This is a genomic window from Bacillus sp. H1a, from assembly GCF_000633475.1.
GTDB classification, from domain to species: Bacteria; Bacillota; Bacilli; order Bacillales; family Bacillaceae_G; genus Bacillus_A; species Bacillus_A paramycoides.
Genome location: NZ_AYMH01000037.1, coordinates 122,950 through 138,539, shown reverse-complemented (window position 1 = coordinate 138,539; position 15,590 = coordinate 122,950). Strand labels below are relative to the sequence as shown.

Sequence of the window (15,590 nt, the reverse complement as noted above, 5' to 3'; positions counted from 1 at the left end):
TAAGTTGATGGATGTGGGGTCTCGCCACATGCCCATCAAGTTAAGAAAAAATTAATACCCCTAAAACAAAAAAACGCCATTCTTCCGAAGGAATAGCGTTCTTTCAGTAGATACTTCCCTAAACTTTTGACATAAATGATAATGTAAAATGGTTATTCCCTATGTTCCTCCATCCTCTTATAGTAATCAATCTTTTCTTCAATTTTCACCAGGTTATCCTTCAACTCTTTAATTTCTTTAAGGATTTTGTTTTGATGTATTTCTAACAATTCTCGTCTAGCACTTATCTCGGTTCACCTTGACTTCGTAAATCAGAAAAAAGTTTCATGTCTGTGACTGACATTCCTGTTACTCTTAAACGGATTAAGAAATTGATCCAAGAAATATCAGCTTCCGAATATTGACGATAGCCATTGATATCTCGGTTCACCTCATTATGTAAATAAAAAAGGATAATCAGCCCTCCTAATAGACTAACTATCCTATAAATTATTATCTAAATTTAATGATTGGGTGACCTTTTTTGGTTTGCATTATCTGAGTATAATGTGTAATTGGTTGGCAGCATAGAGGGTGAGTTTGATGGGATTTGTCGATAAGTCGATATATTCCGAGTTGTGATCGATATATTTGAAAAATCGTTGATATATTAAGAGAATCGGTCAATATCATTTTACTAGTAAATTACTTTTCTTTTATTTTCTCTTGCTGTTCGGTTAATAAAGTGCGTAAGACGTGTCCGCGGTAACTTTCTAGTTTTCGTCCTTCATGATAACGAACACCTAATTTTTTTAATTCAGCTACGTACCAGCCTTTTGTTCCGTAGTACATGAGACCACTTCCTTTTTCGCTTTTGAACAGTATATGTTTCGGCCGCGGGTAATTTTCTTTTTTTATTAAGGAAATTTATCGAAACTGAACATTGAATATTCAGTTTATTTGTATTATGATTAACTTATTATCGGATGACAGTGATTAGCCTCTCTGTAAGCCCGAAGTTACTTTTGTTCAATTTAATAGCGGAGCTTCTTTCCACTTGAGCTTCCTTAGCAGGAGGACGAGCCATAAGGATAGAGACAGTAAAATCCAATGTAAATGTGTACATTGTTTTTCTGGCTCTTTTTATTTTTTTTAAAGCAGGAGGAGATTTAAAGAAAGCACTATCAAGTCCAAGGGGTAATGGAATATAGTGCGTGTCCACGCTAATGGAGGGGCTGGTGAATTGTTTGGCTAAAGCGAAAAAGGAGTTACAAAAGGATTTAAAAACTAGGCATATAACAATGATTTCGATCGGCGGGGTTATCGGTGGAGGTTTGTTTGTAGGAAGTGGAACGATTATTCAAGCGTCGGGGCCAGCAGCGATTTTTTCCTATATTATCGGCGCTTTAATGGTAGTACTCGTGATGCGGATGTTAGGAGAGATGGCAGCGGAAAATCCTGATAGCGGTTCTTTCGCGACTTATGCGAATAAAGCAATTGGACCGTGGGCAGGGTATACAATCGGTTGGTTATATTGGTTTAATTGGGTCATTATTATCGCAATTGAAGCGGTACTTTTAGGTGTGATGATTAACAATTGGTTTCCTTCGGTTCCAGCATGGATGGCGAGTTTATGTATGATTCTTTTAATGACAATGACGAATGTATATTCAGTAAAATTGTACGGGGAGTTTGAATATTGGTTAGCGTTTATTAAAGTTGTGGCGATTGTTGCGTTTTTAATTTTAGGAGTTTCGATGTTTTTTGGACTTGTTCCAGGAGTAGAGAGACCGAGTCTTGCTATTATTACGGAAAATGGAGGCTTCTTTCCAAATGGAATTGTCCCTGTATTACTGAGCGTAGTGTTTATTTCTTTCTCGTTATCAGGGAGTGAAGTGGCCGCTATTGCAGCCGGGGAATCTGAGAATCCAGAGAAAAATGTTATACGAGCTATTAATAGTGTAGTATGGCGCCTTATGCTTTTCTTTGTCGGGTCGGTAACGATTTTAGTTATGTTTATTCCGTGGACGGATAAGGAGTTATTAAAACTTCCGTATGCAAGTTTATTCAATATGGCAGGAATACCTGCAGCCGCAGAAATTATGAATGGTGTTGTATTTCTATCGTTACTTTCCGTTATGAACTCAGGTATATATACGAGTTCACGTATGTTATTTTCACTTGCTAAAAAAGGTGATGCTCCGGCTAGTTTCTCACGGTTAAATGGTAGAGGGACACCGGTTGTAGCGATATTTGCAAGTATCGTATTTGCATTTATTTGCGCGATGTTGAAATTTATATCTCCTGATAAACTGTTTGCGTTTTTAGCAAATAGTTCAGGTGGTGTAACGATGCTTATGTATATGTTCGTTGCAGTTTCACATATTCGGTTAAGACGAGAAAGGGAAAGAGAAGGAGCTGGAAAGCTAAAAGTGAAAATGTGGTTATTCCCTTATCTCACATATGCAACGCTTTTGATGATTATTACGATATTTGCTTCACAAGCGTTTATAGAAGATATGCGTATGCAATTTTACATGACATTACTAGCTACAATTGTAGTAATAATAAGTTATTTTCTAAGAGTTAGAAAGTTAGATAAGCAAAAATTAAATGATTTTACGATTATACAAGATTCGGAAATTAGCTTAGAGAAAGAATAAGAAAAGGGGTATGTTCCATGTTGAAAGAGAAGAAAGATATTACAACTACAAAATCTAGCATATTACATGAAAGAAGAAAAAATGCAGTGCCAGAAGGGCCTTACAATATTACAGAGTTGTATGTGCAATCAGCAAAAGGCGCGATTATTACAGATGTAGATGGCAATGAACTAATCGACTTTGCGGGCGGGATTGGTATGCAAAACGTTGGGCATTGTCATCCGAAAGTAGTAAAGGCAATTCAAGATCAAGTAGAATCTTCTATTCATAGTTGTTTTCACGTAGCGCCGTATGAAAGTTATATTGCATTAGCTGAAAGACTGAATGAATTAACGCCAGGAGATTTTAAGAAAAAAACGATGTTCGCTAATAGCGGAGCTGAAGCAGTAGAAAATGCGGTGAAGATTGCTAGAAAAGCAACTAGAAGAAGTGCTATCGTTTCGTTTGAGCGCGCTTATCATGGGCGTACACTTATGACGATGTCACTGACAAGTAAGGTGAAACCGTACAAGCATGGATTTGGACCGTTCGCACCAGAAGTATACAAATTGCCATATCCGTATTATTACCGTGCTGACGAAGGACTGACGCAAGAAGAAGTAGACGCGCAAATTTTAGCGTACTTTGAGCGTTTTATGTTAGAGGAAGTAGCAAGTGATAATATTGCTGCGATTATTTTGGAACCGCTTCAAGGGGAAGGTGGATTTATCGTTCCGACGACTACGTTCATGCGAGGCGTACGAAATATTTGCGATAAATATGGAATTGTTATGATTGCGGATGAAATTCAAACAGGTTTCGCTCGTACGGGTAGCTTATTTGCAATGGATCATTTCGGTGTAGCTCCTGATTTAATGACATTTTCCAAATCAATCGCTGCCGGCATGCCGCTGAGCGCAATAACAGGAAGAGCTGAATTGATGGATGCATCTGGCCCAGGTCAATTAGGTGGTACTTTTTCAGGAAGTCCAGTCGCTTGCGCTGCTGCATTAGCTGTTTTAGATGTAATCGAAGAAGAGCATTTAGTAAAGCGTGCGATAGAAATTGGTGAGCGTATGATGGAAGTATTTAATAGTTGGAAAGATAAATATGAATTAGTTGGTGATGTTAGAGGTATTGGCGCTATGACAGCAATTGAGCTTGTGAAGGATAAAGAAACGAAAGAGCCAGCAACGGAAGAGGTTAAAGCGATTATGAAGGAAACGCATAGTAAAGGGGTCATTACAATAAGTGCTGGTATTTATAGCAATGTACTTCGCTTCTTACCGCCTCTTGTTATAACAAATGAACAACTTGAAGAAGGGCTTACTATTATTGAAGCTGCTATTGCGAAACTATCAAAATAAAAAAATGGTGGGGGCAGGGGAATGAGGTTTTTCAATTATATAAACGGTGAGTGGAAAGAACCTTCCACGAATGCATACGTTAAAAATTATAATCCGCATAACGGGGAAGTACTAGGTGAATTCCCGTTCAGTTCAGTAGAAGATACACGAGTAGCCATCGCATCAGCGAAAGAAGCTTTCCAAAAATGGCAACGGTTATCGTTTCAAGAAAGAGCAAGCTATTTATGGAAAGCGGCAGCTATTTTGAAAGAAAAGGTAAATGAAATTGGGCAAGATGTAACGAACGAAGAAGGAAAGACGATTGCGGAAGGAATAGGAGAGACGAAGCGTGCTATTAGCATTCTTGAATATTATGCAGGGGAAGCAAATCAGCCGATAGGAGAGCTCATTCCGTCTGCTAATGAAAGTACAATGCTTTACAGTAAACGGGTGGCAGTAGGGCCAGTTGGATTAATTACGCCGTGGAACTTTCCGATTGCGATTCCAGCGTGGAAAATGGCGCCGGCACTTATTTACGGAAATACGATTGTCATTAAGCCGGCTGAAGTTACGCCAAAATCAGTGTACCACCTTGTAAATGCATTTCATGAGGCAGGTATTCCAGCAGGCGTTATAAATTGTGTATTCGGCAAAGGTTCTGAAGTTGGAGCAGAATTAACGGGAAATCCGGATATACAAGCGGTATCCTTTACTGGTTCTAATCACGTTGGAAACATCATTCAAAAAGCAGCCGTTGAAACTCGGAAAAAAGTACAGCTAGAAATGGGCGGGAAAAATCCGTTAGTTGTATTAAAAGATGCTCATATTGAAAAGGCGGTAAATATTGCGATAAAGGGTGCATTTATGTCAACAGGGCAAAAGTGTACAGCAACAAGTAGAGTGATAGTGGAAGAGGAAATTTATGAAGCGTTTCGCGATCAACTTTTGCGGAGCACTGAGGCTCTTACAGTTGGGAATCCGTTAGAACCTGATACATTTATGGGCCCATGTGTTTCCAAGGGACAGCAGCAATCTGTTTTATCGATGATTGAAGTAGGGAAACACGAGGCTTCTTTACTTTATGGAGGTAGCGTGCCGAAAGAAGCAGAATTGCAGCGAGGGTGTTATGTTTTACCGACTATTTTTGAAAATGTAGATCAAGATGCACGCATTGCGAAAGAAGAGATTTTCGGGCCTGTTATATGTTTATTTAAAGTGAAAAGTTATGAGGAAGCCGTTTCTTTAGCGAATGATACAGAATATGGGCTAAGCGCATCGATTTGTACAAATAATTTAAGTTTGTCGCAAAGGTTTATTGATGATATGGAAGTTGGAATGGTTCATGTGAATTCAGAAACGGCAGGAGCAGAACCACAAGTTCCGTTTGGCGGAATGAAAAACTCTAGTGCTGGACCGCGTGAACAAGGAAAAGCGGCTAAGGAATTTTATACGAGAATAAAGACAGTATACGTAGATCAAGTATAAGCGATAAAGTGAAACTAATAATCAGAGGGGGTTTTGTCTATCCCCCTCTGATTATCAGCCCTCACCAATCAGGCTTTTACGGGCAGTGGATCTCCCACCTAACTCCCTCGCATTCGCCGAATTTTGAGGTGGGAGTCTTACTGCCCGTTAATTCGGGATAAAAAACATAGTAACGGAGGATGAAATATGCGTAAAGGGACTTTTTTTATGGCGGGACATTCGAGACTTCCGAAAGGGATGGCTGTTCGCAGTATGTATGAAACATTAACAATTACAATTGAGGCAGATCATAAATACCATGTCATTATTGAAGCGTCATGTACACTTGCGACAGAGCACGGTAGAGACTTCGTCGCTCAAATTTTGAGAGGACATAGTTTGCGAGATGGTATTGAAGAAATCGTTCAAGATATTACGGATCATTATCAAGGAAAAGCGCAAAATGCTATCGTTAGTGCGGTAAAAGATTTGCATCGCCAATATGTAAGTTATTTAAATGATGAACAGCCTCAAGGTGAGTACGAGGAAACAACTCCATAATAACTGTCTAGTTTATCGCATTTATGTCCATAAACAAGAGCCAGTTGTATTTCCTTTAAAGGGATACGACTGGCTTTTTATATTGAGGAGGAAAGGAACATGAAAAAAATAAGTGAAGTTCAAGTTGTAAAACAAGAGGAGAAAAAAAGAGGATGTGCGGAAAGTAAGGGGATTTGTAAAATGTGTAAAGTGTGTAGGGGTATCGCCACACATCCATCAAGCTAAAATTTCGTTCTGGGGTAATTCCGAATTCTTAAGTTGATGGGCATAGGGTAGCACTCAAGGTAGACAAAGAAATGAAGGAAACTGTTATAGAAATTTCTACATTTCTTTGGTAACGTATCGCTCCTTCCTTACAAAAACCTTAATTTTATTACATCAAAAAGGTTCTTTATGAAAATATGTAGAATTAGCACATATCGCAGTATTTTATAATTGAAGAGGTGATTATGTTGAAGTATTTAACAAAATCAAAAAACTCATCAACAGGTCTGAGAGGGTATTTGGAATCCTATCCGTTAACTTCATTTTTTGTAATGGCATATTTATTCTCGTGGGTTGTATTAATTCCATTTATCTTATCCCAATGGGGTATTTTCCCTAAAACAAAAGCGTTTGATATTTTCTTTTTTGCCAATGCATTTGTAGGCCCTATGTTAGCAGCGTATATCATGTTTCGAACTCTTGAAGGCAAAGAATCATGGGAAAAAGTTAGAAAAAGCATCATATCTATTAAAGTCGGTTTGAAGTGGTACTTGTTTACTCTCATCGTTATCCCTGCTGCAATGTTTCTGGGGATGATAATTTTAAATGGAGGGATACCTATCCTCGATGGCCTTACTTCTAAATTTTATGTGACCTATCTCATCTCTTTTGTAGCTATTTTCTTTCTCGGTGGACCGTTACCTGAGGAAATTGGATGGCGTGGTTTTGCGCTACCAAGATTACAATCGAAGTTTGGGCCATTGAAAGCATCATTACTACTTACCGTTTTGTGGGCTTTTTGGCATCTTCCACATTTCTTAACTGCTGCACAAAGAGGTGGACCAGGTTCTGATCTTTCTCTCCTATATTTTCATTTGCCGATTTTTATTTTGCTGTGTTTGCCGATCTCAATCATTCTCACTTGGGTCTATAACTGTCATCACGGTAACTTATTTATTGTCATGCTAGTTCATGCGAGTGTAAATACGTTTAGCTTGGTGCAAACTCATTCCACCAACCCTGTTTTAAAGAATTCGGATTTATTTGTAGTGATAGGATTGGGAATTGTTGCTTTGCTTATTCTTATTTTCACACGAGGCAACCTTGGATATAAACAAACTTCTAATGAAGTAGAGTTCAGTAACAATGAAAATATAAGTAAATAGAAACGAAAATCATAAAATAGGTTGATGGCAATAGGGTACCGCCACATCGCTATCAAGTTAAGAAATCCATTTTTTCCCCAAAGTGAAAAAAATGAACTAAATTTCTACGGACAACTATGAAAAGATGAAATTTTCGTTTTGGGGATACTTCAAAATCTTAAGTTGATGGATGTTTGTCTGTACCCCAAAAAGCCGTGAACCAGTATAGAGAAAATAAGAAAAAATAAATTGACAGTTAGAATATTTTGAATTATCATTTAATTAATAAGATCCATACGAGAAATTAGCCTTCTCTATATCCGATCTTGCTTTCCTGTTTTACACATATTTTCATATGAACTGTCTATTATTATTGTACTTTAAGAGATTAAAGACACTCGTAATGATAAGCCAGTTGTACGCTTCTACGATTTTCTGTCGTGGTGCGTATGACTGGCTTTTTGCTGTTAGGGCAGTAAGACCGAATCTCGGCATAAAGAAGATAAGGATAACTGTCTGTAAAAAGCGTCAATACGTTCTTCATATTTCATTTAGGGAGGAATTAAAATGTCGATTATTACAGAACAAAATGCAAAGATGAAGTTTGCAAAAAAATATGAGGGATATGAGATTGTTCCTCATCCAGAGCATAAACGTTTATATCATATTGTTTTAAATCAGCAATTGCTTAGGCAGTTTTTTGAAGAGGTAAAAGGGCATTCAGAGCAGTCATTACAATACATTCCGTACTCTCGATTTAATCTTGCGGATGGAATGAGAAAGATTTTTGGGCAATCATTTATGGATAACATTCGCGGAATTATTCATGACCGTGAAACGGGCGGATTTACAATTGGGGTGCAAGGTGAAACGTCAGATCCAGCGGACTATGTGAAATTTGCAACGGCATTAACACATTTAATCGGGACGCCGAATTTTGATGCAATGACAGGAACGTATTATGCGAGATTTAATGTGAAAGATACGGATAGTAGTGATTCTTATCTTCGCCAAGCGTATCGATTGTTTACGCTTCATACAGACGGTACATTTGTTGATGAACCGACAGATTGGCTTCTTATGATGAAAATTGAAGAACAAAATGCAGTAGGGGGAGAATCCCGTCTATTACATTTAGATGATTGGGAAGATCTTCATAAATTTAGAAATCATTCGCTCGCATCTGTTAAGGTTACGTATAAAGCACCACCGAGTAAAAATTCGCAAGAAATCGTTTATCGTGAAACATTTTTTGATGTAAATAACGCACCTTGTATTTGCTTTATTGATCAGTTCGCTTATCCGGATAATATTAAACAAGCAAACTATCTGAAAGATTTATCGTATTCTGTTGAAAACTCACCAGCAACGCATGCATTAAAATTACCAGTTGGTGATTTAGTTCTTTTAAACAATTTATTTTGGATGCACGGAAGAGCTGCATTTGAGAAAAATAAAGATTTATATAGAGAACTAATGCGTCAGCGAGGTTGTTTTTCTAAATAATAAGTACGGCGGGTCTTTCACAGAGACCTGCCTTTTATACTATTAAGGGGGAAGTAGGATGTATGACTTTATAATTATTGGCGGAGGAATTGTTGGTCTTTCAACTGGAATGGCTTTAACGAAAAAATTCCCTCGTGCGAAAATCGCGATCATTGAAAAAGAAAAGGAACTTGCACATCATCAAACTGGACATAATAGCGGAGTAATTCATTCTGGAATTTACTATAAACCAGGGAGTTATAAAGCAAAGTTTGCCAAAGAAGGAAATGCAGCTATGGTTCAATTTTGTAAAGAAAATGACATCGCTTATGACATGTGCGGGAAAGTAATTGTCGCTACAGAAAGAGAAGAACTTCCTCTTTTACATAATTTATATGAGAGAGGCTTACAAAACGATTTACATATTTCTAAAATTAGTCAGGAAGAATTAGCCGAAGTTGAGCCACATGTAAAAGGACTTGGCGCAATCCGTGTTCCTTCTTGCGGGATTGCTGATTATAAAGGAGTAAGTTATGCATTTGCACGTTTGATTCAGGAAAGCGGCGGGGAAGTACATTTAGGAACAGCCGCAGAACATATTGCTGAGAAAAAAGATGTCGTAACAATTGAGACGAATAAAGGCGTATTCAAAACGAAATTTCTTATTAACTGCGCTGGATTACATAGTGATCGTATTGCGAAAAAGACAGGAATATTAACGGATATGAAAATTGTTCCGTTTCGTGGTGAATATTACGAACTTGTCCCAGAAAAACGCCATCTTGTACAACATTTAATCTATCCAGTTCCAAATCCAGAATTTCCGTTTTTAGGTGTTCATTTCACAAGAATGATAAACGGAGACGTACATGCAGGACCAAATGCCGTATTAAGCTTCAAACGCGAAGGCTATACGAAAACAGACTTCAACATAAAAGACTTCATGGAAACAATGACATACACAGGATTTTGGAAAATGGCGATGCCAAATATGAAAGAAGGCATAAAAGAGATGGTGCGCTCATTTAGTAAACAATCATTCTTAAAAAGCTTACAGCGTTTAATACCAGAACTTACAGAGAAAGACATCGTGCCAACCCATGCAGGCGTAAGGGCACAAGCCATTTTATCAAACGGAAATATGGTTGATGACTTCTGCATTATCCCTGGCATAAATTCCTTACATATTTGCAACGCACCATCCCCGGCGGCAACAGCTAGTATAAAGATTGGTGAGGAGATTGCTAAGCAAGTGCCGGATGTAGTGGCGGTGAGGGTTTGATGGGTCCCCCGAGGTTTCGGGGGATTTTTTTGGTTGGGGTTTGGTGAGTGTGTGGGTGATTGGAGGTTAATAATATCCCACTGTCTACTGTATAAAAAAGTAGACAGTGGGATATAAAATTCTTTACATTTTTCAGAAAAAGTGTAAAGAAATTAGCGATCTGTACTTTGGCATAGTACTTGCAATGAAAATAGTATCAACATATAGGGGAGAGATAGAAATGAAGATTAGTAAAATATACACAACAATTGATGCGCATGTAGCTGGAGAACCACTTCGAATCATTACGGGCGGGGTGCCAGAGATAAAAGGAGAAACGCAACTAGAAAGACGCGCATACTGTATGGAACATTTGGATCATCTTCGCGAGGTTCTTATGTATGAACCGAGAGGACATCACGGCATGTACGGTTGTATTATTACTCCGCCTGCAAGTCCTCATGCTGATTTTGGCGTATTATTTATGCACAATGAAGGCTGGAGTACGATGTGTGGACACGGCATTATCGCTGTCATTACAGTTGGAATTGAAACTGGAATGTTTGAAGTGAATGGAGAAAAACAAAAATTCATTATTGATAGCCCTGCCGGGGAAGTCATTGCGTACGCAAAATATAACGGGAGCGAAGTAGAGTCGGTATCGTTCGAAAACGTTCCTTCATTTGTATACAAAAAAGATGTTCCTATCAAAATAGATGACTATGAATTTCAAGTAGATATCGCGTTTGGCGGAGCATTCTACGCAGTTGTAGACAGTAAAGAATTTGGTTTGAAAGTGGATTTCAAAGATTTATCTGCTATTCAAACGTGGGGCGGAAAAATTAAACATTATATCGAAAGTCAAATGGAAGTAAAACATCCACTTGAAGAAGATTTAAAAGGAATATACGGTGTTATTTTTTCAGATGAACCGAAAGGAAAAGATGCCACTTTACGAAATGTAACGATCTTTGCTGACGGGCAAGTAGATCGTTCCCCTTGCGGCACAGGAACTTCCGCAAGAATCGCAACCCTTTTTGAAAAAGATGCCTTACAAAAGGGAGAAACTTTCATCCACGAATGCATCACTGACGGCCAATTTGAGGGAGAAGTATTATCCGTAACAGCGGTCGATAAATATGAAGCAGTTATTCCAAAAGTAACCGGGCAGGCATTTATTACAGGATTTCATCAGTTTGTAGTAGATCCGAGAGATGTTTTGAAGCGGGGGTTTTTGTTAGGATAAAAGGAGGAGGTGAACAAATATGCTAGTTATAAGCGCGAACGAACAAAGAAACTTAGTAAATATGAGCGAAGTCATTGAATACGCGGCGCTTGCTTTAAAAGAATTTTCCGCAGAAAGAACGATTACACCAATTCGTGCCTCATTACCATTTGCGAGCGAGCAAAATACTGCATTAATTATGCCTTCAGTAGCGGAAGGACTTGAGGCACTCGGTTTAAAAGTAGTAACGGTAGCTCCTCATAATAAAAAGATAGGAAAGAAAACGATAAACGGGATCGTTATGCTATCAGACTTTCAAACGGGAGAACCGCTCGCACTTTTAGAAGGTTCCTACTTAACGATGATTCGCACAGGCGCCTTATCAGGAGTAGCGACAAAACATTTAGCTCGTCATAACGCAAAAAACTTATGCATCATCGGAACAGGTGAACAGGCAAAAGGAATTGCGGAAGCTGTACTTGCTGTTAGGGACATTGAAAAAATCATTCTATACAACCGAACGGAAGAAAAAGCCTATGCATTCGCACAATATATACAAGAGACATTCAACAAACCGGCTTACGTCTACGCAAGTCCAGATGAAGCAATAAGTGAAGCAGATATCATCGTCACAACAACGAACGCATCCACACCAGTCTTCTCAGAAAAACTACAAAAAGGCGTCCACGTAAACGCCGTCGGCTCATTCAGACCGAGCATGCAAGAACTACCATCCCACGCCATCGCTACCGCGAACAAAGTAGTAGTCGAATCAAAAGAAGCAGCACTAGAAGAAACAGGCGACCTCCAAGTTCCGATTAAAGAAGGCTTATTTAATGCAAGTGGCATTCACGCCGAACTTGGTCAAATCATAAGTGGGGAAAAGGCCGGCAGAGAAAACGATGAAGAGATTACCGTTTTCAAATCAGTAGGTTTAGCGGTAGTAGATATTATAGTTGCGAAGTATTTATATGAAAAAGCGGTGGAGCGTGGAGGGGGGAATAGGATTGAGTTTTGAGACTGCCTTTTGGTGGTCTTTTTTGTGTGGGTGGGTGTGTGTGGTCGATGTGGGATTGGTTGACAGAGTATACAAAGGGGCCACCTCTTTCAAGGTGGCCTTCTGTAATTCATTATTTTGAACTAGTACCGTTCTTTAAAGTATTTCCACCACTCAATTCCGCCTCAATCTGCGAAGTCTTCGAAGACTCTGACATACGCCAATACGTGATAAAGCTTATTGCGATACATCCAGCTACATAGAAGTAGAATAGTGATTCCAATCCGATACTCTTTAGCCATAATGCGATGAACTCTGCTGTTCCACCGAATATCGCAACTGTTAGTGCATATGGGAAGCCTACGCCTAATGCGCGAATTTCAGTTGGGAAGAGTTCAGCTTTTACAATCGCGTTAATCGATGTATAACCAGTAACGATAATGAGACCGACCATCATGAGTAAGAATGCTACGATTGGTTCTGCCGTTTTTTCCAGGAAGAAGAATAGTGGTGCTGTTAGTAACGTTCCGAGAATACCGAAAGCCATTAATAGTGGGCGGCGACCAATACGGTCGGATAGTAGCCCGGCAATCGGTTGAAGTACTACGAATATAAGTAGTGCGACAAAGTTAATCCAGCTTACAACTTCTTTCGGGAGACCGACTGTGTTTACCATGAATTTTTGTAAATATGTTGTGTACGTATAGAATGCAACAGTACCGCCTAGTGTTAGTCCGACTACTGTTAATACTGCTTTCGGGTGTTTCATAAGCGCGCGAATGGTTCCGGCACTTTCGCGATTTTTAGATTCCATTTTTGAAAACTGCTCCGATTCATCCATCGTGCGGCGAAGCCATAATACAGCTACTGCTCCCATCGCTCCAATAATGAACGGAATACGCCATCCCCAAGCCTTCATATCTGGCTCACTTAGTATTTGCTGAAGAACAATTTGAACACCTAACGCAACCATTTGTCCAGCGACGAGCGTTACATATTGGAAGCTTGAATAAAAACCACGGCGACCACTACTAGCCATCTCAGATAAATAAGTTGCGGAAGTTCCATACTCTCCGCCGAGTGACAATCCTTGAAGTAAACGGGCAAGAACTAAAATAATTGGGGCCATGACACCAATACTTTCGTAACTAGGTGTACAGGCAATGATTAAAGAACCACCGGCCATAATCGTAATAGAAAGAGTTAATGCTGCCCGGCGCCCGTGCCGATCGGCATAACGTCCCATTAATAGACTACCGATAGGACGCATTAAAAATCCAACCGCGAAAATAGCCGCTGTGTTTAATAATTGGCTAGTTGGATCTCCTTTAGGAAAGAACTCTGCTGAAAAATAAACAGCGAAAGCAGAGTAAACGTACCAGTCGTACCATTCAATTAAATTGCCGACGGAACCCTTGAAAATGTTTCCGGTGACTCGGCTAGATTTTACTTGAGCCATAAAAATCCCCTCCTGCTTATAAATAAAAGTTATATATGAAAGCGTGTTCATTGTAGTTGAATTGTACTGTTTTCAGGTAATAATCTCAATATTATGACAATTTTATTCTTTTTGTACTTTATGTACATGACATTTTTATCTTAATAGTTGATTAATATTGAGTTTTGTCATAATAATTGAATAGGAGATTGATATTTTTGAATATTTAATCAAAGGATATGAAGCATGAAAAAATCACGGAAAGTGTCACTACAAACGAAAATATTAGGATTAGTCATTACATTAATTTTATTTGTCGTTCTCCTTTTAGCGGGAATATTTGTTTACATTCAGTCTGTTGATACGAAGCGCCAAGTTGAACAATTAGCTCTGCAAACGGCTAAATCTCTTTCTTTTATGCCAGCTATAAAAGAGGCTTTTCAGTATAACGAGCATAAAAGTACCATTCAATCGATTGCGGAACAAGTTCGTGAGCAAGCGGATGCAGATTATGTAATTGTAGAAGATCGGTATGGGGTTATTTATTCACATTCTAATTCGGAGTTAATTGGTACAAAGAGCAATAATCTATATAACTATGAAGCGCTCACTTTTGGTGGCTATTATACGCTCGAAGGGAAAGGTGCAAGTGGTCCTTCCTTAATGGCAAAGGCGCCAATTATTGTTCATAACGGAGACTATGATCAAGTCGTGGGTGTTGTTACAGTAGAATTTTTAATAAAAGGTATTGAATCTAGCATATTGAACAGAACGAAAGAAATTATACTCTTTTCCTTAGCGGTGTTACTAGTTGGAGTTATTGGCGGCATACTTTTAGCTCGTAGTATTCGAAAGGATACACTAGGCCTAGAACCGAATGAAATTGCAGCGTTATACCGGGAACGAAGTGCGATACTCTTGTCTATAAAAGAAGGAATCATCGCTATTGATCAAAACGGCTTTATTACTATGATGAACATTTCTGCGGAAGAGATGCTGCATGTAAATGATGAATATGTGCATCAGCATATTTCAAAAGTTTTACCGGAATTTAGTATGGAGAGAGTGCTAGAAAACGATCAAGAAATCGCATTTCAAGATAAAGTGTTTATTTTAAACATGACACCGATACTCGAAAATAACAGTACGGTAGGCGTTGTATGTAGTTTTAGAGATAAAACGGAATTGCAAAACTTAGTTAATACGATATCTGAGGTAAGAAAGTATTCAGAGGACTTACGTGCTCAAACACATGAATTCACAAATAAGCTTTTCGTGTTATCAGGCTTACTTCAGTTAGGACATTACAGAGAAGCTATTGAATTTATCCAACAAGAATCTAATATTCATCAAAGTCAAAACCATATTTTATTCCATCAAATTCATGATGCGAAAGTACAAGCTATTTTATTAGGAAAACTAGGGACAGCGTCTGAGAAGAAAATCGATTTTCATATCGAAGGAGATAGCACCCTTAATCCGTTACCAGACCATATAAAAGTTTCGCACCTTATTACGATTCTTGGAAACATTATCGACAATGCGTTTGATGCGGTGAGTGAACAAGAGGAGAAGAGTGTTTCATTCTTTGTTACTGATGTTGGACACGATGTTGTTTTTGAAGTGATAGATAGCGGAGTAGGAGTACCGGCAGAAAAAATAAGTACCATTTTTCAAAAAGGATTTTCAACGAAAGGAACAGATCGTGGTTACGGGCTAGCAAACGTGAAAGAAATGGTAGATTTACTAGAAGGAACAGTTGAAATTCAGAACGAGAAAAATGGGGGAACAATTTTTACAATTTACCTTCCGAAAACGTTAGGAGAAAGTAAATGACAAACAG

At 38.6% G+C, this 15,590-nt stretch carries 12 protein-coding genes and 1 pseudogene; 11 read left to right on the top strand and 2 right to left on the bottom strand.

Annotated features, from left to right (window positions below):
* Window positions 1-684 precede the first annotated feature (684 nt).
* Window positions 685-928 (bottom strand): annotated as a pseudogene (locus tag U860_RS36480) (YflJ family protein).
* 289 nt (window positions 929-1,217) lie between these two features.
* Here U860_RS36480 and U860_RS0117090 point away from each other — a divergent pair.
* The 10 genes from U860_RS0117090 (at window position 1,218) to U860_RS0117045 (ending at window position 12,330) form a co-directional block, all read left to right on the top strand.
* A complete protein-coding gene (locus U860_RS0117090; RefSeq protein WP_025149520.1) occupies window positions 1,218-2,642 on the top strand; it encodes an amino acid permease in 1,425 nt (474 codons plus the stop codon).
* 17 nt (window positions 2,643-2,659) lie between these two features.
* Complete coding sequence (gabT, locus tag U860_RS0117085; protein ID WP_025149519.1) at window positions 2,660-3,988, top strand: 4-aminobutyrate--2-oxoglutarate transaminase; 1,329 nt, start codon at window positions 2,660-2,662, stop codon at window positions 3,986-3,988.
* 21 nt (window positions 3,989-4,009) lie between these two features.
* Window positions 4,010-5,452, top strand: coding sequence for an aldehyde dehydrogenase family protein (locus U860_RS0117080; protein WP_025149518.1), 1,443 nt, complete (start codon window positions 4,010-4,012; stop codon window positions 5,450-5,452).
* Window positions 5,453-5,638: 186 nt separating this feature from the next.
* Window positions 5,639-5,992 (top strand): DUF3870 domain-containing protein, encoded by a 354-nt coding sequence (locus U860_RS0117075; protein ID WP_002170612.1) that lies wholly within the window; start codon window positions 5,639-5,641, stop codon window positions 5,990-5,992.
* 99 nt (window positions 5,993-6,091) lie between these two features.
* Window positions 6,092-6,217 carry a hypothetical protein gene (locus U860_RS36855; RefSeq protein ID WP_275887055.1) on the top strand — a complete coding sequence of 42 codons (126 nt, stop codon included), beginning with the start codon at window positions 6,092-6,094 and terminating at the stop codon, window positions 6,215-6,217.
* 224 nt (window positions 6,218-6,441) lie between these two features.
* Window positions 6,442-7,362, top strand: coding sequence for a type II CAAX endopeptidase family protein (locus tag U860_RS0117065; protein WP_025149517.1), 921 nt, complete (start codon window positions 6,442-6,444; stop codon window positions 7,360-7,362).
* Between the two features lie 546 nt (window positions 7,363-7,908).
* Window positions 7,909-8,847: a glutarate dioxygenase GlaH gene (gene glaH / locus U860_RS0117060; protein WP_025149516.1), complete on the top strand. Its 939-nt coding sequence runs from the start codon at window positions 7,909-7,911 to the stop codon at window positions 8,845-8,847.
* Between the two features lie 58 nt (window positions 8,848-8,905).
* Window positions 8,906-10,108 carry an L-2-hydroxyglutarate oxidase gene (gene lhgO / locus U860_RS0117055; protein WP_025149515.1) on the top strand — a complete coding sequence of 401 codons (1,203 nt, stop codon included), beginning with the start codon at window positions 8,906-8,908 and terminating at the stop codon, window positions 10,106-10,108.
* 220 nt (window positions 10,109-10,328) lie between these two features.
* Window positions 10,329-11,333 (top strand): proline racemase family protein, encoded by a 1,005-nt coding sequence (locus tag U860_RS0117050; protein ID WP_025149514.1) that lies wholly within the window; start codon window positions 10,329-10,331, stop codon window positions 11,331-11,333.
* 19 nt (window positions 11,334-11,352) lie between these two features.
* Window positions 11,353-12,330 carry an ornithine cyclodeaminase family protein gene (locus U860_RS0117045; RefSeq protein ID WP_025149513.1) on the top strand — a complete coding sequence of 326 codons (978 nt, stop codon included), beginning with the start codon at window positions 11,353-11,355 and terminating at the stop codon, window positions 12,328-12,330.
* 112 nt (window positions 12,331-12,442) lie between these two features.
* On the opposite strand, the gene U860_RS0117035 is transcribed toward U860_RS0117045, so the two are convergent.
* A complete protein-coding gene (locus U860_RS0117035) occupies window positions 12,443-13,768 on the bottom strand; it encodes an MFS transporter (RefSeq protein ID WP_025149512.1) in 1,326 nt (441 codons plus the stop codon).
* A gap of 225 nt (window positions 13,769-13,993) precedes the next feature.
* Here U860_RS0117035 and U860_RS0117030 point away from each other — a divergent pair, with 225 nt between their 5' ends.
* Window positions 13,994-15,583, top strand: a complete 1,590-nt coding sequence (locus U860_RS0117030; RefSeq protein WP_025149511.1) for a sensor histidine kinase — start codon at window positions 13,994-13,996, stop codon at window positions 15,581-15,583.
* Window positions 15,584-15,590: the final 7 nt, after the last annotated feature.